At 63.7% G+C, this 20,830-nt stretch carries 20 protein-coding genes; 9 read left to right on the forward strand and 11 right to left on the reverse strand.

Annotated features, from left to right (window positions below; genetic code table 11):
* The first annotated feature begins 3 nt into the window (after positions 1–3).
* Genes pstB through phoB form a run of 3 tightly spaced genes read left to right on the forward strand, consistent with a single transcriptional unit; the run spans position 4 to position 2,220 of the window.
* Positions 4–801, forward strand: a complete 798-nt coding sequence (gene pstB / locus N3C64_RS06645; protein ID WP_218630180.1) for a phosphate ABC transporter ATP-binding protein PstB — start codon at positions 4–6, stop codon at positions 799–801.
* A 12-nt stretch (positions 802–813) separates the two neighbouring features.
* Positions 814–1,524, forward strand: a complete 711-nt coding sequence (gene phoU / locus N3C64_RS06650) for a phosphate signaling complex protein PhoU (RefSeq protein ID WP_260013155.1) — start codon at positions 814–816, stop codon at positions 1,522–1,524.
* Positions 1,525–1,527: 3 nt separating this feature from the next.
* Positions 1,528–2,220, forward strand: a complete 693-nt coding sequence (phoB, locus tag N3C64_RS06655; protein ID WP_218630178.1) for a phosphate regulon transcriptional regulator PhoB — start codon at positions 1,528–1,530, stop codon at positions 2,218–2,220.
* On the opposite strand, the gene N3C64_RS06660 is transcribed toward phoB, so the two are convergent.
* Both N3C64_RS06660 and N3C64_RS06665 read right to left on the reverse strand, forming a co-directional pair.
* Positions 2,205–3,092 carry a ribokinase gene (locus N3C64_RS06660; protein WP_260013158.1) on the reverse strand — a complete coding sequence of 296 codons (888 nt, stop codon included), beginning with the start codon at positions 3,090–3,092 and terminating at the stop codon, positions 2,205–2,207. The genes phoB and N3C64_RS06660 overlap by 16 nt on opposite strands.
* A 66-nt stretch (positions 3,093–3,158) precedes the next feature.
* Positions 3,159–5,426 carry an NADP-dependent malic enzyme gene (locus N3C64_RS06665; RefSeq protein WP_260013161.1) on the reverse strand — a complete coding sequence of 756 codons (2,268 nt, stop codon included), beginning with the start codon at positions 5,424–5,426 and terminating at the stop codon, positions 3,159–3,161.
* Between the two features lie 112 nt (positions 5,427–5,538).
* On the opposite strand from N3C64_RS06665, the gene mutS reads away from it, so the two are divergent.
* A complete protein-coding gene (gene mutS, locus N3C64_RS06670; protein WP_260013164.1) occupies positions 5,539–8,178 on the forward strand; it encodes a DNA mismatch repair protein MutS in 2,640 nt (879 codons plus the stop codon).
* A 60-nt stretch (positions 8,179–8,238) separates the two neighbouring features.
* On the opposite strand, the gene N3C64_RS06675 is transcribed toward mutS, so the two are convergent.
* On the reverse strand, positions 8,239–8,787 hold the full coding sequence (locus tag N3C64_RS06675) for a nucleotide exchange factor GrpE (RefSeq protein ID WP_260013168.1): 549 nt from the start codon (positions 8,785–8,787) through the stop codon (positions 8,239–8,241).
* A gap of 5 nt (positions 8,788–8,792) precedes the next feature.
* Entirely contained in the window at positions 8,793–9,851 is a 1,059-nt protein-coding gene (hrcA, locus tag N3C64_RS06680; RefSeq protein WP_218630173.1) for a heat-inducible transcriptional repressor HrcA, read from the reverse strand.
* Between the two features lie 119 nt (positions 9,852–9,970).
* On the opposite strand from hrcA, the gene rph reads away from it, so the two are divergent.
* Genes rph through N3C64_RS06705 form a run of 5 tightly spaced genes read left to right on the forward strand, consistent with a single transcriptional unit; the run spans position 9,971 to position 13,181 of the window.
* The gene (gene rph / locus N3C64_RS06685; RefSeq protein ID WP_260013177.1) at positions 9,971–10,684 is read left to right on the forward strand and encodes a ribonuclease PH; all 714 of its coding nucleotides are present in this window, start codon (positions 9,971–9,973) and stop codon (positions 10,682–10,684) included.
* Complete coding sequence (gene rdgB / locus N3C64_RS06690; RefSeq protein WP_260013181.1) at positions 10,681–11,289, forward strand: RdgB/HAM1 family non-canonical purine NTP pyrophosphatase; 609 nt, start codon at positions 10,681–10,683, stop codon at positions 11,287–11,289. Before rph ends, rdgB begins: the two co-directional genes overlap by 4 nt.
* Position 11,290: 1 nt before the next feature.
* Positions 11,291–11,674, forward strand: a complete 384-nt coding sequence (locus N3C64_RS06695; protein ID WP_260013184.1) for a RidA family protein — start codon at positions 11,291–11,293, stop codon at positions 11,672–11,674.
* On the forward strand, positions 11,671–12,828 hold the full coding sequence (gene hemW, locus N3C64_RS06700) for a radical SAM family heme chaperone HemW (RefSeq protein WP_260013186.1): 1,158 nt from the start codon (positions 11,671–11,673) through the stop codon (positions 12,826–12,828). The genes N3C64_RS06695 and hemW overlap by 4 nt, the downstream gene beginning before the upstream one ends.
* Entirely contained in the window at positions 12,828–13,181 is a 354-nt protein-coding gene (locus tag N3C64_RS06705; protein WP_260013203.1) for a YbaN family protein, read from the forward strand. The genes hemW and N3C64_RS06705 overlap by 1 nt, the downstream gene beginning before the upstream one ends.
* Positions 13,182–13,184: 3 nt before the next feature.
* Here N3C64_RS06705 and N3C64_RS06710 read toward each other — a convergent pair whose 3' ends face one another.
* The 7 genes from N3C64_RS06710 to N3C64_RS06740 all read right to left on the reverse strand — a co-directional run bounded on the left by N3C64_RS06710 (position 13,185) and on the right by N3C64_RS06740 (position 20,574).
* A complete protein-coding gene (locus tag N3C64_RS06710; RefSeq protein ID WP_260013209.1) occupies positions 13,185–14,087 on the reverse strand; it encodes a ParB/RepB/Spo0J family partition protein in 903 nt (300 codons plus the stop codon).
* Between the two features lie 4 nt (positions 14,088–14,091).
* Positions 14,092–14,907, reverse strand: a complete 816-nt coding sequence (locus N3C64_RS06715; protein WP_218630166.1) for a ParA family protein — start codon at positions 14,905–14,907, stop codon at positions 14,092–14,094.
* A complete protein-coding gene (gene rsmG, locus N3C64_RS06720) occupies positions 14,900–15,529 on the reverse strand; it encodes a 16S rRNA (guanine(527)-N(7))-methyltransferase RsmG (protein WP_260013215.1) in 630 nt (209 codons plus the stop codon). Before rsmG ends, N3C64_RS06715 begins: the two co-directional genes overlap by 8 nt.
* The gene (gene mnmG / locus N3C64_RS06725; RefSeq protein ID WP_260013218.1) at positions 15,526–17,388 is read right to left on the reverse strand and encodes a tRNA uridine-5-carboxymethylaminomethyl(34) synthesis enzyme MnmG; all 1,863 of its coding nucleotides are present in this window, start codon (positions 17,386–17,388) and stop codon (positions 15,526–15,528) included. The genes rsmG and mnmG overlap by 4 nt, the downstream gene beginning before the upstream one ends.
* An 11-nt stretch (positions 17,389–17,399) precedes the next feature.
* The gene (gene mnmE, locus N3C64_RS06730) at positions 17,400–18,683 is read right to left on the reverse strand and encodes a tRNA uridine-5-carboxymethylaminomethyl(34) synthesis GTPase MnmE (RefSeq protein ID WP_260013222.1); all 1,284 of its coding nucleotides are present in this window, start codon (positions 18,681–18,683) and stop codon (positions 17,400–17,402) included.
* Positions 18,684–18,698: 15 nt separating this feature from the next.
* Positions 18,699–19,970 (reverse strand): transcription termination factor Rho, encoded by a 1,272-nt coding sequence (gene rho / locus N3C64_RS06735; RefSeq protein WP_218630162.1) that lies wholly within the window; start codon positions 19,968–19,970, stop codon positions 18,699–18,701.
* Positions 19,971–20,109: 139 nt separating this feature from the next.
* Positions 20,110–20,574, reverse strand: a complete 465-nt coding sequence (locus N3C64_RS06740; RefSeq protein ID WP_260013225.1) for a CopD family protein — start codon at positions 20,572–20,574, stop codon at positions 20,110–20,112.
* Between the last annotated feature and the right edge of the window lie 256 nt (positions 20,575–20,830).

The following is a 20,830-nucleotide window of genomic DNA, read 5'->3' on the forward strand; positions in this document are numbered from 1 at the left end:
GACATGAACGACATGACACTGACGGAGAGAGCCTTGGAGGCCACTGAAATCAAGTTCGCCGCCCGCGACGTGCAGGTCTATTACGGCACCTCCCACGCGATCAAGGACGTCAACATCGACATTCTCGACAAGACCGTGACGGCCTTCATCGGCCCCTCGGGCTGCGGGAAATCAACCTTCCTGCGTTGCCTCAACCGGATGAACGACACGATCGACGTCTGTCGCGTCGAGGGCGACATCCTGCTCGATGGCGAGGATATCTACGACAAGAAGGTCGATCCGGTGCAACTGCGCGCCAAGGTCGGCATGGTGTTCCAAAAGCCCAACCCCTTCCCCAAGTCGATCTACGACAACGTGGCCTACGGCCCGAAGATCCACGGCCTGACCCGCAACAAGGCGGAACTCGACGAGGTGGTGGAATCGAGCCTGCGCAAGGCCGCGCTCTGGAACGAGGTCAAAGACCGTCTCGATTCGCCCGGCACCGGGCTTTCGGGCGGCCAGCAGCAACGCCTGTGCATCGCCCGCGCAGTGGCGACCTCGCCCGAGGTTCTCTTGATGGACGAACCCTGCTCGGCGCTCGACCCGATCGCGACGGCCCAGGTCGAGGAACTGATCGATGAGCTGCGCGGGAATTTCTCGGTGGTGATCGTGACCCACTCGATGCAGCAGGCCGCACGCGTCAGCCAGCGCACCGCCTTCTTCCATCTCGGCAACCTGGTGGAACTTGGCGATACCACGCAGATCTTCACCAATCCGAAAGATCCGCGCACTGAAAGCTACATCACCGGCCGGATCGGCTGACGGGAGACGACGATGAGCCAACATATTCTTACCGCCTTCGACCGCGACCTCGAATCGGTTCAGGCCTCTGTCGTCAAGATGGGCGGCATGGTCGAGGCGCAAATCCTTGATTCGGCGCTCGCGCTCGAAACCCGCGACGAGGAACTGGCCGAAGCCGTGCGCCAACGCGACAAGGCCATCGACGAGCTTGAAGAACGCATCAACGTCGATGCTGCACGCCTGATCGCGTTGCGCGCACCTGCGGCAAGCGATCTGCGCGTGGCGCTGACGGTCATCAAGATTGCCGGCAATCTCGAACGCGTCGGCGATCATGCAAAGAATACCGCCAAACGCGCCAAGGTGGTCATGGCGACGCCCGCGATCAACGGCTCGACCGGCGCGATCCGGCGCATGGCCCAGGCGGTCGAAACGATGCTCAAGGACGCGATCGACAGCTACATCCAGCGCGACGCCGCCCTTGCCGCCGACGTGCGCGCCCGCGACGTCGAGGTGGACCAGATGTACAATGCGCTGTTCCGCGAATTCCTGACCTACATGCTGGAAGATCCGCGCAACATCACCGCCTGCATGCACCTGCACTTCATCGCCAAGAACATCGAGCGCATGGGCGACCACGCCACCGCCATCGCCGAGCAGGTGATCTATCTGGTCACCGGCCAGTTGCCCGAGGAATCGCGCCCGAAAACCGAGAGCGTGAGCGATTTCAATGCAGCGGAGGGTTAAGCCATGAGCCCCGCCCAACAGCCCTGCGTGCTGGTGGTCGAGGATGAATCGGCCCAGCGTGAAGTTCTGCAGTACAACCTTGAGGCCGAAGGCTTCCGCGTCGCCATGGCGGTGAACGGGGACGAGGCGCTCTTGATGGTGCGTGAAGAAAAGCCCGACCTGATCGTTCTGGACTGGATGCTACCCAATGTCAGCGGCATCGAGATCTGCCGACGGGTCAAGGCCAACCCGGAAACGCGCTCGATTCCGATCATCATGCTCTCGGCCCGCTCGGAAGAGGCGGATCGGGTGCGCGGCCTCGAAACCGGGGCGGATGATTATGTCGTCAAGCCTTACTCTGTGGTCGAGCTGATGGCGCGTTTGCGCACTCAGCTACGTCGAACGCGACCGGCCACGATGGGCGAAAGACTGCAATTCGAGGATATTTTGCTCGATGCGGCCGAACATCGGGTGTTTCGTGACGGCCAGCAGTTGAAACTCGGGCCGACCGAGTTCCGCCTGCTGTCCACCTTGATGGAAAAACCGGGCCGGGTCTGGACGCGCGATCAGCTGCTCGACCGGGTCTGGGGCCGCGATATCTATGTCGATACCCGCACGATCGACGTGCATGTCGGGCGTCTGCGCAAGGCGCTGATGGCCTTTGGTGGCTCGGATCCGGTGCGCACCGTCCGCGGAACGGGCTATTCGCTCGGCTGAGCGGCCAGGAACGCGTTAACCTCATCGCGGGCGGGAATGGCATCGGCCGTTCCTGCCCGTGTCACTTTCAGCGCCGCAGCCCCGGCGGCAAGGCGCATCGCGGCGGCAGGCGATAGCCCCTCTGCCAGTCCGGCGACAAGATAGCCCGCAAACGTATCCCCCGCCGCCGTGGTATCGACCGGCTTGACCGGGAAGGCGGGCACGCGCACCTCGGCCCCCGCGCCCAGATCGTGCCAGACCGCACCGCGCGAGCCGAGCGTGACCAGAACATGCGGCACGGGCAGATCGGCCAGCGTCACACCCAGCGCCGAACAAAGTTGCCCGGCCTCGACCTCATTGAGGATCAGAAGCGAGACATAGCGCATCACGGCATGCGCGGCCTCGGCCTCGAACGGAGCTGCGGAATAGACCACAAACAGACCCTGTTCCTGCGCAAAACGGGCCGCTTCGACCTGCGCCGAGGTTTCGTTTTGCAAGATCAGCCAGTCCTCGGGGCCTGCGCCAGCCAGCGCGCGGCGCACATCTTCGCCCGCGATCGCCCGGTTCGCGCCCGGGTAAAGAACGATCGCGTTCTCGCCCGCTTCATCGACCTGAATGATCGCATGGCCCGAGGGCTCCGCCAGTTCGAAAACCGCGCCGCAATCCACCCCCAGACCGGCGAGGCGCGCGGCCATCCAGCGGCCATCTGCACCCACGGCACCGATATGGCGCACCTCGGCCCCGGCCCGCGCGGCGGCAACGGATTGATTCGCTCCCTTGCCGCCCAGCCCCAACGCATAAGATTGCGCAGCCAGCGTTTCGCCCGGCTGGGGCAGATGCGCCAGCCGGTAGAAGTGATCTGCGTTGATCGAGCCGAGATTGTAGATCGCCATGGCGCCCTCCCGTTGCTTGCGCAACTATCCACAGGGCGCCGGGGGCGGTAAACCCCCGGAAATCGCTTACTTGGACTGACCCAGACGACAGGCCGCGATGACCGCCATGTTCAGGATGTCGTTCACCGTCGAAACGGTCGAGCAGATCTGCAACGGCGCCGGAACACCGGTCAGGATCGGGCCGATCACGGTCGCGCCACCCATTTCCTGCATCAGCTTGACCGAGATCGAGGCCGAGTGCCGCGCCGGAACCACCAGCACGTTCGCCGGACCCGACAGGCGGCAGAACGGATATTGCGCCATGGCCTCGGGGTTGAGCGCCACATCCACCGCCATTTCGCCATCGTATTCGAAATCGACCCCGCGCGCGTCCAGGATGCGCGGCGCCTCGTGCATCTTCGAAGCGCGCTCGGAGACCGGGTAGCCGAAGGTCGAGAAGGATACGAAGGCCACGCGCGGCTCAAGCCCCAGAGCGCGGGCAACCTGTGCGCCACGGGTGGCGATATCGGCCAGGTCGTTCTCGCTCGGCCACTCATGCACCAGCGTATCGCCGATCAGCACGATGCGGCCCTTGCTGAGCAGCGCCGTGATCCCAACCGCACCGTCCGAGGGCTTCGCGTCGAAGACCTTGTTGATCAGTTCGAGCACATGGGCAGACTTGCGCGTCACGCCGGTGATCATCCCGTCGCCGTGGCCATGCGCCAGCATCAGCGCGGCAAACACATGCCGGTCGCGCATCGCCAGCTTATGCGCATCGTGCCGGTCAAAGCCGCGACGCTGCAGGCGCTTGTAGAGGAATTCCTTGTAGGTCTCGATATGCTTCGAGTTCGCCGAGTTGACGATGGTCAGCTCGCGATAGGCGTCGCCCAGACCGGCGGCCTCAAGCTTTTCGCGCACGTCATGCTCGCGCCCGACAACCAGCGCCCGGCCCATGCCGCCGCGCTGATAGGCTACGGCCGCGCGCAGCACGCGCGGATCGTCGCCCTCGGCAAAGATCATCTTGGCCTGCGCCTGGCGCGCGCGTGCATGGATGCCTTGCAGGATCGAGGCGGTCGGGTCCATCCGCGCCTTGAGGCTTTGGGCATAACCCTCCATGTCGATGATCGGGCGGCGCGCAACGCCGGTCTCCATGCCCGCCTTCGCGACCGCCGGCGGGATCACATGGATCAGGCGCGGGTCGAAGGGCGTGGGAATGATGTAGTCGCGGCCAAAGCTGAGCTTGCGGCCATAGGCCATCGCGACCTCGTCGGGCACATCCTCGCGCGCCAGATCGGCCAGCGCGCGGGCGCAGGCGATCTTCATCTCATCGTTGATCGCGCGGGCGTGGATATCGAGCGCGCCGCGGAACAGATAGGGGAAGCCCAGAACGTTGTTCACCTGGTTGGGGTAATCCGAACGGCCCGTGGCGACGATCGCATCCTCGCGCACCTCATGGGCTTCTTCGGGGGTGATCTCCGGATCGGGGTTTGCCATGGCAAAAATGACCGGGTTATCGGCCATCGAGGCGACCATATCCTGCGTCACTGCACCCTTGGCCGAAACGCCCAGGAAGACGTCGGCGCCCACCATTGCCTCTTCCAGCGTGCGCGCCTCGGTATTGGCGGCATGGGCCGATTTCCACTGGTTCATGCCCTCGGTGCGGCCCTGATAGATCACGCCCTTGGTGTCGCACATGATGCAATTGTCGTGCCGCGCGCCCATGGCCTTGACCAGTTCAAGACAGGCGATGCCGGCAGCACCCGCGCCATTCAGAACGATCTTGCAGTCCTCGATCTTCTTGCCCGAGATTTCTAGCGCGTTGATCAGGCCCGCGGCGCAGATCACAGCGGTGCCGTGCTGGTCGTCATGGAACACCGGGATGTCCATGGTTTCCTTCAGGCGCTGCTCGATGATGAAGCATTCGGGCGCCTTGATATCTTCAAGGTTGATACCGCCGAAGGTCGGGCCCATCAGCTTGACGGCCTGGATGATTTCATCGGGATTCTCGGTATCAAGCTCGATATCGATCGCGTTCACATCCGCGAAGCGCTTGAAGAGAACCGCCTTGCCCTCCATCACCGGCTTGGAGGCCAGCGCACCAAGGTTGCCAAGCCCCAAGATCGCCGTGCCGTTCGACACAACCGCGACCATGTTGCCCTTGACCGTGTAGTCATAGGCGGTCTCGGGGCGCTCGGCGATGGCTTCGACCGGAACCGCGACGCCGGGGCTATAGGCCAGGCTCAGATCCCGCTGGGTGGTCATCGGCTTCGAGGCCGTGATCTCATATTTCCCCGGACGCGGATCGAGGTGATAAGCCAGCGCCTCTTCGGGCGTGATACGGTTCTTGGTGGACATTGGGCCAATCCTCCTACAGGCCCGCCTCTCTTAACGATTTGCCCCGCACGTCTCAATGGATTTGCAGAGGTTTTCGCCGTTTTGTAGGGTCTGCGCAAAGGCAGGGGGAAGAATGTCCGACCAAACCGTCACGCCCATGATGGCGCAGTATCTCTCAATCCGCGAAGCGAACCCCGGCGCGCTTCTGTTTTACCGGATGGGCGATTTCTACGAGATGTTCTTCGACGATGCCGTCGCGGCGGCGGCGGCGCTCGATATCGCGCTGACCAAACGCGGGATGCATCTGGGCGAAGAGATCCCGATGTGCGGCGTGCCGGTGCACGCGGCCGAGGGCTATCTGCTGACCCTGATCCGCAAGGGCTTTCGCGTCGCCATCGCCGAGCAGCTCGAAGATCCGGCCGAAGCGAAGAAGCGCGGCTCCAAATCCGTGGTCAAGCGCGACGTCGTGCGGCTGGTCACCCCCGGCACGCTGACCGAGGAAAGCCTGCTCGAAGCGCGCCGCCACAACTTCCTCGCCGCCTGGGCCGAGGTGCGCGATGAGGGCGCGCTGGCCTGGGTCGATATTTCGACCGGCGATTTCCGCGTTATGCCCTGCCCGCTGACCCGCCTCGGCCCCGAACTTGCCCGCCTTAGCCCGCGCGAGGTTCTGGTCAGCGACGTAAAAGAGGCCGATTGCACTGAAATAGTCTCTGATTTGCGCGCCTCGATGACCCCCCTGGCGCGCTCAAGCTTTGACAGCCAGGGCGCCGAAAAGCGGCTGTGCGATCTATTCGCTGTGGGCTCGCTTGAGGCCTTCGGCACCTTCACCCGCGCCGAAGTTTCCGCCATGGGCGCGATTGTCGACTACCTCGACCTGACACAACGCGGGAAACTGCCCTTGCTGCGCCGCCCGGTGCGCGAGGATGCCGGCCGCCTCATGCAGATCGACGCCGCCACCCGGCGCAACCTGGAACTGACGCAGGCCCTGTCGGGCGGGCGCGAGGGATCGCTTTTGACAACCATCGACCGCACCGTCACCGCAGGCGGCGCGCGTCTGTTGGAGCGTCGCATCTCTGCCCCCTCGCGCGACCTTGATCAGATCCACGCGCGACATGCATCGATCTCTTTTCTGCTGGAACAGGGTCGATTTGCGCAGGATCTGCGCGCCGATCTGCGCCGCTGCCCCGATATGGACCGCGCGCTTTCGCGCCTTGCCATGGACCGCGGCGGCCCTCGCGACATGGCCGCCATCCGCAACGGGCTCGGCCAGGCACTGACACTGGCCGAACGGCTTGAAAACTCAGACGCGCCCGCGCTTTTGCGCGATGCGGCCAGTGCGTTGGTCGGTCACGATGACCTCGTGGCGTTGCTTGACGCCGCGCTGGTGGCCGAGCCGCCCCTGCTCGCGCGTGACGGCGGCTTCATCGCGCCGGGCTATGACGACGAACTCGACCAGACCCGGCAATTGCGCGACGAAGGCCGCGGTGTCATCGCCCGGATGCAGGCGCAATACAGCGATCAGGCCGGCATCCCCAGCCTCAAGATCAAGCACAACAACGTTCTGGGCTATTTCATCGAGGTCACCGCGACCCATGCCGAGAAAATGTTGGCCCCGCCGCTCAACGAAAGCTTCATCCACCGACAGACGACGGCGAACCAGGTCCGCTTTACTACCGTGGCGCTGAGCGAGCTGGAAACCCGCATCCTGAACGCCGGGAACCACGCGCTCGAAATCGAAAAGCGGCTCTATGACAGCCTCAAAGGCGCCATTCTTGCCCATTCCGGCCCGATCGGCGAAGCCTCCCGCGCACTGGCCGAGATCGACCTTGCTACCGCCTTCGCCGATCTGGCGGCGGGCGAAGGCTGGGTCGAACCCACCGTGGACAACTCCCGCGCCTTCGAGATCGAGGGAGGCCGCCACCCGGTTGTCGAGGCCTCGCTCAAACGCGCAGGCGAGCCCTTCATCGCCAACGATTGCGGCCTGACCAGCGGCGAAACCCCGGCAATCTGGCTGCTCACCGGCCCCAACATGGCTGGTAAGTCGACCTTCCTGCGGCAAAACGCGATCATCGCGCTTCTTGCTCAGGCGGGCAGCTTCGTGCCCGCGCGCCGCGCCCATATCGGCCTTGTCAGCCAACTTTTCAGCCGCGTCGGCGCCGCAGACGACCTCGCGCGCGGCCGCTCGACCTTCATGGTCGAAATGGTCGAAACCGCCGCCATCCTCAATCAGGCCGATGATCGCGCCCTTGTCATCCTCGACGAGATCGGCCGCGGCACCGCCACCTATGACGGCCTCTCGATCGCCTGGGCGGTGATGGAGCATTTGCACGGCGTCAATCGTTGCCGCGCCCTTTTTGCCACCCATTACCACGAGATGACCGCACTATCAGCCAAGCTGCATGGCGTCGAAAACGCCACCGTCACCGTCAAGGAATGGGAGGGCGAGGTCATCTTCCTGCATGAGGTCCGCAAGGGCGCCGCCGACCGCTCCTACGGCGTTCAGGTCGCACGCCTTGCGGGCCTGCCGGATTCGGTGGTCGCCCGCGCGCGCGTCGTGCTCGACGCGCTGGAAAAAGGCGAACGCGAGGGCGGCGCAAAAAAACAAATGATGATCGACGATCTGCCGCTCTTCTCGGCCGCAGCCCCGCCGCCCGCCCCGGCGAAAGGCCCATCGCCGGTCGAGGAACAGCTGCGCGCGCTCCATCCAGATGAGATGACCCCGCGCGAGGCCATGGATGCGCTCTACGCGCTCCGCGCCCTGCTCAAGGACTGATTTCTTCTTGGGATAAATACCTTGCGGGGGTCCGGGGGCGCAAAGCCCCCGGCCTCTCCATCAGCTCTTCGGCGTTGAGGAAACGCCGACCTTGGCCGGTCGTAGCAAGCGATCATGCAGCTGGAAGCCGTCATCCATCACCTGGATGATATCGCCAGCAACCGTCCCCGGCACCGGCGCCTCGAACATCGCCTCGTGCAGCAGCGGATCGAACTTGTCGCCGACCTTGGGCGAGATCGCCTTCACGCCGTGGCGGCCGAACACGTTCAGCAACTCGCGCTGCGTCAGCTCCACGCCCTCGATCAGAGCCGCGGCCTGCACCCGCACCTCGTCCGATGCCGCATCGAGCGCGCGCTTGAGCGCGTCGAACACCGGCAGCATGTCGCGTGCCAGCTTCGATCCGCCATAATTCTCGGCCTCGCGACGATCGCGATCGGCCCGCTTGCGCGAGTTTTCCGCATCGGCCAGCGCGCGCATGAAGCGGTCGCGCATCTCATCGCGTTCAGCCCGCAGCGCTTCCAGCTCATCCACGGCCTCTTCGAGGACATCCTCGAACACTTCCTCGACCTGCGCCTGATCCTCGGCCATTTCGTCTTTCTTCTCGCTCATGCGTCTCATCCTTTGCCCCGGCCGGAGAGCATACGCCCGACCAGTTGCGCTGTATAATCCACGATCGGCACGATCCGCCCGTAATTGAGCCGCGTGGGTCCAATGACCCCGACCGCGCCGATGATCTTTCGATCCGCGTTCATATAGGGAGAGACGACCAAAGAGGAACCCGAAAGTGAAAAAAGCTTGTTCTCGGAACCGATAAAAATGCGCACACCATCGCCGGTTTCGGCCAGATCGAGGAACTCGGCGATGTCGCGCTTGCGCTCCAGGTCATCAAAGAGGCTGCGCACGCGCTCGAGGTCCAGCTCATCCCCCAACAGGTTGGCACGCCCGCGCACGATCAGCCGCTCGTAGGATTCGCCCTTGTTTTCCCATTGCGCCAGCCCCGCCTCGACCAGATCGGCGGCCAGCCGGTCCAGCTCCTGCCGGCGCAGAACGATCTGACGCGCGATATGCTCACGCAGCTCTGACAGGGTGCGCCCCTCGGCCATGGCATTAAGAAAGTTCGCGGCCTCCCGCATCGAGGAGGGCGTCTGGCCCATCGGCGGCGTGAACACCCGGTTCTCGACCTGCCCATCGGCAAAGACCAGCACCACGAGTGCCCTTTCGGCACCAAGCGAGACGAACTCGATATGCCGGATCGGCGCTTCGTGCTTGGGTGTCAGCACAAGGCTCGCGCCATGGGTGATGCCCGACAGCGCAGAGCCCACGCGATCCAGAAGCGTGCCCACATCGGGATCGCCGCCGACCGTCGCCTCGATCGCCGCGCGGTCCGAGGCGGCAGGCTCGCTGATCTCCATCAGCCCATCGACGAACATCCGCAGCCCCGTCTGCGTCGGGATCCGGCCCGCCGAGACATGCGGGCTGCCCAGAAGGCCGAGATACTCGAGATCCTGCATCACGTTGCGGATCGTCGCCGCCGAGAGCTTCTCGCTCATCGTTCGCGTCAGGCTGCGCGAGCCCACCGGATCGCCGGTTTCAAGATAGCTTTCCACCACGCGGCGAAACACCTCGCGCGAGCGGTCGTTCAGCTCGGTCAACAGTTTCGTCTGTTCGGTCATCTGCGGGCTCATAGGTGCAGAGTAAAGGCTGCCTGCGGGGCCGCGTCAATCACGCCTTCGGGGCTTGCATCGCGAGGCCGGGGGCCTCAAATGGGACGAAACACACGAAAGGACCGATCATGCGCCCCTCCGGACGGAATTTAAGCGAAATGCGCCCGATTTCAATCGAGACCGGCGTGACCAAACATGCCGAAGGGTCGTGCCTGATCAAGGTGGGCGATACGCATGTTCTGTGCACCGCCACGATTGAGGACCGCGCGCCCTCCTTCCTCAAGGGGTCGGGCCTTGGCTGGGTCACCGCCGAATACGGGATGCTGCCGCGCGCCACGAACTCGCGCAACCGGCGCGAGGCGGCGGCGGGCAAGCAATCGGGCCGCACGCAGGAAATCCAGCGCCTGATCGGGCGCTCGCTGCGCGCGGGCGTTGATCGCGTGGCCCTGGGCGAGCGTCAGATTGTCGTCGATTGCGATGTGATCCAGGCCGATGGCGGCACGCGCTGCGCCTCGATCACCGGGGGTTGGGTTGCGCTGCGCCTTGCGGTGAACAAGCTCTTGAAGGCCGGGCTGATCACCTCGGACCCGCTGGTCGATCACGTCGCGGCGGTGTCCTGCGGGATTTACGCCGGTCAACCGGTCTGCGATCTGGATTATGCCGAGGACAGCGAGGCTGGCACCGATGGCAACTTCATCATGACCGGTTCGCGCAAACTGATCGAGGTGCAGATGTCGGCCGAGGGCGCCACCTTCTCGCGCGATCAGATGAACCAGCTGATGGATCTGGCCGAGGCCGGCATCGACGCGCTGGTTGCAGTGCAAAAGGCCGCCGCCGCATGAGAAAGTTCACCGACCGCAAGCTGCTGGTGGCGACGCACAACAAGGGCAAGCTCGACGAGATGCGCGCCCTGTTGGCGCCTTATGGCATCGAGGTCGTCGGCGCGGGTGAGATGAACCTGCCCGAACCCGCCGAGACCGAGACGACCTTTGTTGGCAACGCCCGGATCAAGGCCCACGCGGCGGCCAAGGCGACCGGCCTGCCCGCGCTGTCCGACGACAGTGGGATCGAGGTCGATGCGCTGGATGGCGCGCCGGGTGTCTATACCGCTGATTGGGCAGAAACCCCGAACGGGCGCGATTTCGTTCAGGCGATGACGCGCACCTGGGCGGAGTGCGAGGCAAAATCCGCACCCCTTCCCCGCACGGCGCGCTTCCGCTCGACCCTCGTTCTCGCTTGGCCCGATGGTCATGACGAGGTTTTCGAGGGCAAGGCCGAGGGCCAGCTGGTCTGGCCGATGCGCGGCCAGCAGGGCCACGGCTATGACCCGATGTTCCAGCCTGAAGGCTTTGAGATCACCTTTGCCGAGATGGACCCGGCCAAGAAGAACGAAATCAGCCACCGCGCTGACGCTTTCCGCAAACTCATTACCTGTTTCGAGGTTTGACATGAGCCAACGCAAGAACATCTCGGGCGGATCGCCCTACGAACCCAAGCTCGGCTATTCCCGCGCGGTGGTTCAGGGCGACTGGTGCTTTGTCGCGGGCACCACCGGCGCCGATCCGGTCAGCAAGATCTTCCCCGACAGCGCTCTCGATCAGGCGCGCAACACGCTCGCCACGATCAAATCGGTGCTTGAGGGCGCGGGTTTTTCGCTCAATGACGTGGTGCGGGCGACCTACATCATCACCGACGGCGCCTATATGGAAGAAATCATTCCCGCCCTTTCGGAAACCTTCGGCGAGATCCGCCCCGCCGCCACGATGATCATCGCAGGGCTGGTGAATCCGGCGATGAAGATCGAAATCGAAGTCACGGCGTTCAAGGGATGACCGAGGACTGGCGCAACGGCGGGTTCGGGCTGTACCTGCACTGGCCGTTTTGCGCCTCGAAATGCCCCTATTGCGATTTCAACAGCCATGTAGCCGCAGAAATCGACCAAAACCGCTGGAACAGAGCCTTTTTGGCCGAGATTGAGCGCGTCGGGGCGCAGACCGGGGACCGGGTTCTGAACTCGGTCTTTTTCGGCGGCGGCACGCCCTCGCTGATGGAGCCGCAGCTCGTCTCGGACATTCTCGACAAGGTGCGCGCGACGTGGCGGCTGGCCAATGACGTCGAAATCACGCTGGAGGCCAACCCCACCAGCATCGAATCCGGCCGCTTCAGCGCCTATGCCGAGGCCGGGGTCAACCGTGTCTCGATGGGGATGCAGGCGCTCAATGACGACGATCTGCGGCGGCTCGGGCGGATGCATAGCGTGGCCGAGGGACGCGCGGCTTTCGATATCGCCCGCAAGCACTTCGGCCGCGTCAGTTTCGATCTGATCTATGCCCGCCAGGATCAGGATCTGACCGCTTGGGAGGCTGAACTGCGCGAGGCGCTGGCCATGGCGGTTGATCACTTCTCGATTTACCAGCTGACGATCGAGGATGGCACCGCCTTCGGCCTGCGCCACGCGGCGGGAAAGCTGCGCGGCCTGCCAGATGACGACAAGGCCGCCGATATGTACCTGCGTACGCAGGAGATTTGCGAGGCGGCCGGTCTGCCCGCTTATGAGGTCTCGAACCACGCCCGCCCCGGCGCAGAAAGCCGCCATAATCTGATTTACTGGCGCTACGGCGATTATGTGGGTATCGGCCCCGGCGCGCATGGCCGCCTGACGCTGAACGGCCAGCGCCGCGCCACCGATACCGAGAAGATGCCCGCCCGCTGGCTGTCTCTGGTCGAAGAGCGCGGCTCGGGCGAGATCCTGCGCGAGGCGCTGCCCCTCGACGAGCAGGCGATCGAGTTCCTGTTGTTCGGCCTACGCCTCGCCGAGGGTATCGACCCCGCGCGCTATCGCGCGTTGAGCGGGCAGGATCTGGACGCAGGCAAGCTGTCTGCTTTGCAAGAAATCGGCATGATTACGCTGGAACAGGGTCGAATTCTGGTCACCAAGGATGGCCGCGCCGTCCTGAATGCCGTCATTCGGGAGCTGATGCCCTGATGCGTGTGCTCTGGCTCATCGCGGGATCAATCAGCCTTGGGCTTGGGCTGCTGGGGGTCTTCCTGCCGCTGCTGCCCACAGTTCCCTTCGTGCTGCTTGCGGCCTTCTGCTTTGCGCGTTCGTCAGAACGCCTGCACGACTGGATGCTCGAACACCCGAAGTTCGGCCCTGCCATCGCGGACTGGCGCGATCGGGGCGCGATTTCCGCGCGCGGCAAATGGGCCGCTACGATCTCCATCGTCGCAAGCCTGATCCTCGCGGTTGTTCTGGGCTTTCCGACGAAGTTTCTGACGATTCAGACCATCGCGCTCGCGGGCGTTACCCTGTTCATCTGGACGCGTCCGAACGGCTAGGGCTTAGCGCAATGCGCTGAGAAGCTGGCAAATCTGATCCAGCTCATCAAGATCGCGGTACTGGATCGAGAGCTGGCCGCCCTCCTCTCCCTTGTGGTCAATATTGACCCGCATACCAAGTGTTGCGGAGAGATCCGATTCCAGCGCCCGCGTATCAGCGTCTTTCTCGGGCGCTCGCGCGCCCGAACCGCCGCCCGAGGCACGGCCGGGTTTCGGCGCGTCCTGCTTGGCAAAGCGCTCCACCTCGCGCACAGACAGGCCTTTCTCGACCGCCTCGCGTGCCAGCTTGACCGGATCGGGCGCGGTGATCATCGCGCGCGCATGGCCGGCCGTCAGCCGCCCTTCGCGCAGCATTCCCTGCACCTCGTCGGGCAGTTGCAGCAGACGCAGCAGGTTCGCGATATGGCTGCGGCTTTTCGAGAGCGCCTCGGCCACCTTCTCCTGCGTATGGCCAAAGCGGTCCATCAGCTGGCGATAGCCAAGCGCCTCTTCCAACGGGTTCAGGTCGGCGCGCTGGATGTTCTCGATAATCGCGACCTCAAGAACCTCGGTATCGTCGAGTTCGCGGACAACCACCGGAAGCTCATGCACCTGGGCCATCTGCGCCGCGCGCCAGCGGCGTTCGCCGGCGATAATCTCGTAAGAGCCCGGCTTGCGCGGATGCGGGCGCACCAGAAGCGGCTGAATCACGCCTTTTTCACGGATCGAGGCCGCCAGTTCCTCCAGCGCCTCGGGCGAGAAATCGCGGCGCGGCTGATCAGGATTGGGTTCGATCCTCTCGACCGGGATGACGTTCTCGGCGCGGCGCGGCGCGGCTTCGGGCTCGGAGCGCGTCAGGTTCACGTCGGCCATCAGGGCGGACAGCCCGCGCCCCAATCCCCGGCGTTCGATTTTCTTGTCGCTCATATCCTCACCCCTTCTTATCTGCCACAAGGTGACGCGCGATCAGTTCATTCGCAAGGGCGCGATAGGCCTCCGACCCGCGCGAGGCGGTATCGTATTGCAAAACCGGCAGCGCGTAAGACGGCGCTTCGGACACGCGCACATTGCGCGGAATCATCGTGCGGAACACGATCTCACCCAGGGTCGCGCGGGCATCGGCCTCAACCTGTTGTGACAGATTGTTGCGAACATCATACATCGTGAGGATAACACCCTCGATCCGCAGCAGACGATTGGCGCTTTGGCGCACTTCGCGGATCGTCAGCATCAGCTGCGAAAGCCCTTCCAGCGCGAAGAATTCGGCCTGAAGCGGCACGAGCACCGAATGCGCGGCGACCATCGCGTTGACCGTCAGCAGGCTGAGCGAGGGCGGGCAGTCGATCAGCACGTAATCGAAGGCGAAGGCGTCGATATCCGGCTGGCGCAGCGCGTCATGCAGCAAAAAGCTGCGTTTTTCGAGTGAGACAAGCTCCATATCCGCCGAAGACAGGTCGCTGTTCGCCGGGCTGATCCACAGCCCCGCCACCGCCGTCGGCAAGATCACATCCTTGAGCCGCGCATCGTCGAGCAGCAGGTCATAGGTGCTGTGCTTGCGATCCTCGGGCTCAATCCCAAGCCCGGTCGAGGCATTCCCCTGCGGATCGAGATCGACGAGCAACACGCGAAAGCCCTGCTCGGCAAGGGCGGCGGCGAGGTTGATCGTTGTGGTGGTCTTGCCCACGCCGCCCTTCTGGTTCGCGACGGCAATGATTTTCGGCCCTGGCGGACGGGTCGGATCAGACACGCTGAACTCCTGTGATCTCGAGAATCGCGGCTTCGGGATCGGTCATGCTCGGATGGGTTTTGAGGGAAATGGACCAGCTTTTCCGGGCCTCGGCAAGCTCATCGCGCCACTTCGCGCCCTTCGGGAAGAAAGCGGTGCCGGAAGGCCGCAGGTGCCGCTCGGCAAAGCCCAATAGCGCATCAAGCGAGGCCAGAGCGCGGGCGCTCAGGAAATCGGCGCCAAGGGGCTCAACCTCTTCGATTCGCTTGGCAATTACCTGGGTGTTCAGCCCGAGATCGCGCGAAACCGTGGCAAGGAAAGCCGATTTGCGCCGGTCGCTTTCGACCAGAGTCACAGTCAGATCGGGCGCCAGTTCCGCCGCAATTGCAGCAATCACCAGCCCGGGAAAGCCGCCACCGCTGCCGAGGTCCACCCAATGCCCCGCGCGCGGCATCGCCAGCGCGAAAACCTGAGCGGAATCGAGGAAGTGGCGCTCCCACACCTGTGCGAGGGTTGGCGCGGATACCAGGTTGATCGCCGGGTTCCACTTTTTCAGCAGCGCCTCATAGGCGTTCAGGCGGTCGAATGTTTCACGTGAAACATCGAGCACCGCGGCCAGCCGGGCTTCCTTCGGATCGTTCATGCAGTTTTCATCCGCTTCATCTGGCGCAACTTGGCCAAGATCAGCGTCAGCGCGGCCGGAGTCACGCTGTCCACCCGCGCCGCCTGCCCGAGCGTCTGCGGGCGTGCGCGCGACAGTTTCAGCTTCAACTCATTCGACAGGCCGGACATCGCTGCGTAATCGAAATCCGCCGGGATCTCCCAATTCTCGTCGCGCTTCATCGCCTCAACGTCGCGCTCTTGCCGCGCGACGTAATTCGCGTAAAGCGCATCCTTAGCCAGCTGCGCCGAGATTTCCGGGGCCAGCGCCGACAGATCAGGGAAAATCCGCTCCAGATCCGGCAGGGCGATATCCGGGAAGGACAACAGCGCAAAGGCGCTGCGCCGCGCGCCATCCTGATTGACGGCAAAACCGTGCGCCGCCGCTTCGCGCGGCGTCAGCGTCAGCGCCTCCATCAGCGCGCGGCCCGAGGCCAGCTGCTCCATCTTGCTCTCGAAGGCCGCTTGGCGGGTTTCACCCACACAGCCAAGGTCGAGGCCGAAGCCCGTGAGGCGCTGGTCGGCATTATCCGCCCGCAACGACAGGCGGAATTCGGCGCGCGAGGTGAACATGCGATAGGGTTCAGTCACGCCGCGCGTCGTCAGATCGTCGATCATGACACCGATATAGCTGTTGGTGCGGCTGAACTGCACAGGCTCCTGCCCTACCGCCACCCGCGCGGCGTTCAGGCCGGCGACCAAACCCTGCGCGGCGGCCTCTTCATAACCGGTCGTGCCGTTGATCTGCCCGGCCAGGAACAGGCCCGGCTGGCTCCGCAGCTCCAGACTTTGCGTCAGAGCGCGCGGATCGACGTAATCATATTCGATCGCGTAACCGGGCTGGAGGATCTTCACATCCTCCAGAGCGTAGATCGAGCGGACATAATCCTCCTGCACATCGACGGGCAGCGAGGTCGAAATCCCGTTCGGATAGACGGTGTGATCGTCCAGCCCTTCGGGCTCCAGGAAGATCTGGTGCGAGGTCTTGTCGGCAAAGCGCACAATCTTGTCCTCGATCGAGGGGCAATAGCGCGGCCCCACCCCCTCGATATGCCCGCCATACATGGCCGAGCGCGAAAGGTTGTCGCGGATGATCTGATGCGTCTGCTCATTCGTGTGCGTGATCCCGCAGGAAATCTGCCTTACGAAAGGCGCGCGGTGCAGGAAAGAAAACAGCTCGGGCTCATCATCGCCCGGCTGCATATCCAACAGTTCCCACTTGATGGTGCGGCCATCCAGACGCGGTGGCGTGCCGGTTTTCAAGCGCCCCGTCTCGATCCCCAGATCACGCAGATTGTCGGCGAGCGAGATCGAGGGTTTGTCGCCCATGCGACCGCCCGGCTGTTTCTGATCGCCAATATGGATCAACCCACGCAGGAAGGTGCCGGTGGTCAGCACCACCGCTTTCGCCGGAAGCTCAGCCCCATCGGCCAGGCGCACGCCGGCAATCCGACCGCCCGCGGTCATGAAGCTGGCGGCCTCGCCCTCGATCACCTCAAGGTTCGCCTGCTCGGCCGTAAGGCCTTGCATTGCCAGACGATAAAGCTTGCGGTCAGCCTGCGTCCGGGGGCCTTGCACCGCGGGGCCCTTGCGGCGGTTCAGCAGACGAAACTGGATGCCCGCCATATCGGCCGCGCGGCCCATGACGCCATCCATCGCATCGATCTCGCGCACCAGATGGCCCTTACCCAAACCGCCGATCGCCGGGTTGCAGGACATCACCCCAATCGCATCCGCGCGCAGCGTCACCAGTGCGGTGCGCGCACCCATGCGGGCCGCGGCGTGGGCAGCCTCGGTTCCGGCGTGACCGCCCCCGACAACGATGACGTCAAAATGTTTCACGTGAAACACTCCTACTTGCCGATGCAAAAGCTGGCGAAGATCTCGTCAAGCAGGTGTTCAACATCCACCCGCCCCAACAGCGATTCGAGCGCCCGTGCCGCCTGCCGCAATCCTTCGGCCGCAAGCTCGGCCCGCTCGCCCCCGCGCAATACCTCATCTTGCGCCGATTCCAAAGCCCCAATAGCGCGGATCAGCGCATCACGATGCCGTTCCCGCGACATGACGCCCGCGCCGCTGGCCCGTTCTGAAAGCCGCGCGGTGATCTCGGCAATCAGCCGATCCAACCCCTTCCCGGTCTTGCCCGAGATCGACATCCCCTCGACCGGATGCAGATCGGCCTTGCCGTGCACGATCAGATCACCGTCCTGCGGCTGGATCAGCGGGATTTCATCCTGATCGAGCAGAAAGATCCGCAGATCGCATTGTCCGGCGCGCTCCAATGCGCGGCGCACACCGATGGCCTCGACCACATCCTCGGTTTCGCGCAGCCCGGCCGTATCGAGCAGCGTTACCGCCAGCCCGGCCAGATCCATCCGAACCTCGATCACATCGCGCGTCGTGCCCGCGATCTCCGAGGTGATCGCCGCCTCCCGCCCCGCCAGCGCATTCAAAAGCGTGGATTTGCCCGCGTTCGGATTGCCGACGATGGCAACCTCGAACCCCTCACGAATGCGTTCTGCCGCCGAAAGCCGCCCCAACTCGCGGCGAATGTCCTGCGCAACGCCCCCGATCAGATCGAGCACTTCGGGCGAAACATCGACCGGCACCTCTTCATCGGCAAAGTCGATGGTCGCCTCGATCAGCGCGGCGGCGCGCACCAGTTTGGAGCGCCATTGATCGACAACCTGCCCCACGGCGCCCGACAGAACCCGCAGTGCCTGCTTGCGTTGCGCTTCGGTCTCGGCGTCGATCAGGTCGGCAAGCCCTTCGACCTGCGCCAGATCCAGCCGCCCGTTTTCCAGTGCGCGGCGGGTGAATTCACCGGGCTCGGCCAGTCGCAGCCCGTCGATCCGGCCAAGCGCCTGCAAGACCGCCGCGACGGTGGCAATGGCGCCGTGGATATGCAGCTCGGCCACGTCCTCGCCGGTAAAGCTCGCGCCAGCCTGGAAGCACAGCACAACCGCCTCATCGAGGTCCTCGGCCCCCAGCCGCAACCGACGCAACCCGGCCACGCGCGGCTCTGGCAGGCTGCCCGCCAGCGCTTCGGCCGCGATCCAGGCACGCGGGCCCGAAATGCGAATGACCGCCACCCCCGCCTTGCCGCGGGCGGTGGCCAGAGCAAAGATCGTGTCCATGAGCCCCTCCGGGCGTCAGCCGTTCATCGACTCGAAGAATTCGCCGTTGGTCTTGGTCTGCTTGAGCTTCGAAATCAGGAACTCGATCGCATCCGTGGTGCCCATCGGGTTGAGGATGCGGCGCAGCAGGTAGGTCTTCTGCAGATCCTTCTGATCGACCAGCAGGTCTTCCTTGCGCGTGCCGGACTTGAGGATATCCATCGCCGGGAAGACGCGCTTGTCGGCCACCTTGCGGTCGAGCACGATCTCCGAGTTACCCGTGCCCTTGAATTCTTCGAAGATCACCTCGTCCATGCGCGAGCCGGTGTCGATCAGCGCGGTGGCGATAATGGTGAGCGAGCCGCCCTCTTCGATATTCCGCGCCGCACCGAAGAAACGCTTGGGGCGCTGCAGGGCGTTGGCGTCCACACCACCGGTCAGAACCTTGCCCGAGCTCGGCACGACAGTGTTATAGGCACGACCAAGTCTTGTGATCGAGTCGAGCAGGATCACAACATCTCGTTTATGTTCGACCAGACGCTTGGCTTTCTCGATGACCATCTCGGCCACGGCCACGTGGCGCGTCGCCGGTTCGTCGAAGGTCGACGAGATCACCTCGCCCTTCACCGAGCGCTGCATGTCGGTAACTTCTTCGGGGCGTTCGTCGATCAGCAGAACGATCAGGTAGCACTCGGGGTGGTTCTTCTCGATCGAGTGGGCGATGTTTTGCAGCAGCACCGTCTTACCGGTGCGCGGCGGCGCCACGATCAGCGAACGCTGCCCCTTCCCGATCGGGGCCACCAGGTCGATGATCCGGGCCGAGCGATCCTTGATCGTCGGATCCTCGATTTCCATCTTCAGGCGCTCATCGGGATAGAGCGGCGTGAGGTTGTCGAAGGCGACTTTGTGGCGCGCGCGCTCCGGGTCTTCGAAGTTGATCTGCTCGACGCCGGTAAGGGCGAAGTAACGCTCATTCTCGCCGGGGGCGCGGATGATGCCCTCGACCGTATCCCCGGTGCGCAGGCTGAAATGACGGATCATCTCGGGCGAGACATAGATGTCATCGGGGCCGGGCAGGTAGTTCGCCTCGGGCGAGCGCAGGAAGCCGAAGCCGTCCTGAAGCACTTCAAGCACGCCATCGCCGCCGATCACGATATCGTCCTCGGCATGTTCTTTCAGGATCGAGAACATCATCTCGCCCTTGCGCATGGTCGAGGCGTTTTCGATCTCCCATTCCTCGGCCATGGCCAGCAGGTCCTTCGGGCTCTTGGCCTTCAGGTCAGAGAGGTTCAAGCGTTCAGTGCTCATGGGGAATCCCACCTTGTAACGGTGCCAGCACCGGCGGGGCCGGCGCGCAAATCAGAGAAATATTCCGAAGAACCGATCGGCCGGACGGCCGGGGCTTGCCCCGCATTTACGCGCTCGGGCCCGTTGAGTCAACGAATGCTCAGAATTTCACGATCACCGAGATGACGATGACCACCATGAACAGCGTCGGAACCTCGTTCATCATGCGGTACTGGCGGCCGCTGAGCGTGTTTGAGCCATCGGCCAGCGCCTTGCGCTGCCGCGCGCACCACATATGGAACCATGTCATGCCCAGGATCGAGGCCGCCTTGGTCCAGGGCCAGACGCTGCCCCAATCGACGATCCCAGGCGTGAAGACCAGCATCAGGCCGAAAAGCCAGCTCGCGATCAGCGAGGGGTTCATGATCGCCTTGAGCAGCAGCCGCTCCTGATGGCGGAACAGCAGGTCCATGTCCGAGTCCCGCACCACGCCCTGCTTTTTCAGCCCCTCGACATGATAGACGTAAAGCCTTGGCAGGTAGAACAGCCCGGCCATCCAGGCGAGCACGGACATCACGTGAAAGCTTTTCACCCAAAGGTAGTAGTCGGACAGGATGTCGGTCATGGGTCCCTCGCTTGCCGCAGGCTACTTCTAAATAAGATTCTTTATAAAAGAAAAGATGATGATGGATGTAGGCCCTGTGGGTCATGTGGATTACAGGGTTCTTCAGAACTTATCCAGAGTCTGGACAGATCTTCCGCAGTGCCACCTCGACTCTGTGGAAAATACTAAAAACGCACGTAAAAACAATATATTGTGCCGCTCTGAGTGGTTGATATCTCTGCGTATAGCCTACGAGATCTCTGGGGACAGTGCAAAA

This window comes from Sedimentimonas flavescens, from assembly GCF_025154035.1.
Classification (GTDB): domain Bacteria; phylum Pseudomonadota; class Alphaproteobacteria; order Rhodobacterales; family Rhodobacteraceae; genus Rhodobacter; species Rhodobacter flavescens.

Excerpts from the sequence above, each read along its gene's own strand:
- pstB (WP_218630180.1), top strand. The coding sequence starts at position 4 with ATGAACGACATGACACTGACGGAGAGAGCCTTGGAGGCCACTGAAATC.
- phoU (WP_260013155.1), top strand. The coding sequence starts at position 814 with ATGAGCCAACATATTCTTACCGCCTTCGACCGCGACCTCGAATCGGTT.
- phoB (WP_218630178.1), top strand. The coding sequence starts at position 1,528 with ATGAGCCCCGCCCAACAGCCCTGCGTGCTGGTGGTCGAGGATGAATCG.
- N3C64_RS06660 (WP_260013158.1), bottom strand. The coding sequence starts at position 3,092 with ATGGCGATCTACAATCTCGGCTCGATCAACGCAGATCACTTCTACCGG.
- N3C64_RS06665 (WP_260013161.1), bottom strand. The coding sequence starts at position 5,426 with ATGTCCACCAAGAACCGTATCACGCCCGAAGAGGCGCTGGCTTATCAC.
- mutS (WP_260013164.1), top strand. The coding sequence starts at position 5,539 with ATGTCCGACCAAACCGTCACGCCCATGATGGCGCAGTATCTCTCAATC.
- N3C64_RS06675 (WP_260013168.1), bottom strand. The coding sequence starts at position 8,787 with ATGAGCGAGAAGAAAGACGAAATGGCCGAGGATCAGGCGCAGGTCGAG.
- hrcA (WP_218630173.1), bottom strand. The coding sequence starts at position 9,851 with ATGACCGAACAGACGAAACTGTTGACCGAGCTGAACGACCGCTCGCGC.
- rph (WP_260013177.1), top strand. The coding sequence starts at position 9,971 with ATGCGCCCCTCCGGACGGAATTTAAGCGAAATGCGCCCGATTTCAATC.
- rdgB (WP_260013181.1), top strand. The coding sequence starts at position 10,681 with ATGAGAAAGTTCACCGACCGCAAGCTGCTGGTGGCGACGCACAACAAG.
- N3C64_RS06695 (WP_260013184.1), top strand. The coding sequence starts at position 11,291 with ATGAGCCAACGCAAGAACATCTCGGGCGGATCGCCCTACGAACCCAAG.
- hemW (WP_260013186.1), top strand. The coding sequence starts at position 11,671 with ATGACCGAGGACTGGCGCAACGGCGGGTTCGGGCTGTACCTGCACTGG.
- N3C64_RS06705 (WP_260013203.1), top strand. The coding sequence starts at position 12,828 with ATGCGTGTGCTCTGGCTCATCGCGGGATCAATCAGCCTTGGGCTTGGG.
- N3C64_RS06710 (WP_260013209.1), bottom strand. The coding sequence starts at position 14,087 with ATGAGCGACAAGAAAATCGAACGCCGGGGATTGGGGCGCGGGCTGTCC.
- rsmG (WP_260013215.1), bottom strand. The coding sequence starts at position 15,529 with ATGAACGATCCGAAGGAAGCCCGGCTGGCCGCGGTGCTCGATGTTTCA.
- mnmE (WP_260013222.1), bottom strand. The coding sequence starts at position 18,683 with ATGGACACGATCTTTGCTCTGGCCACCGCCCGCGGCAAGGCGGGGGTG.
- rho (WP_218630162.1), bottom strand. The coding sequence starts at position 19,970 with ATGAGCACTGAACGCTTGAACCTCTCTGACCTGAAGGCCAAGAGCCCG.
- N3C64_RS06740 (WP_260013225.1), bottom strand. The coding sequence starts at position 20,574 with ATGACCGACATCCTGTCCGACTACTACCTTTGGGTGAAAAGCTTTCAC.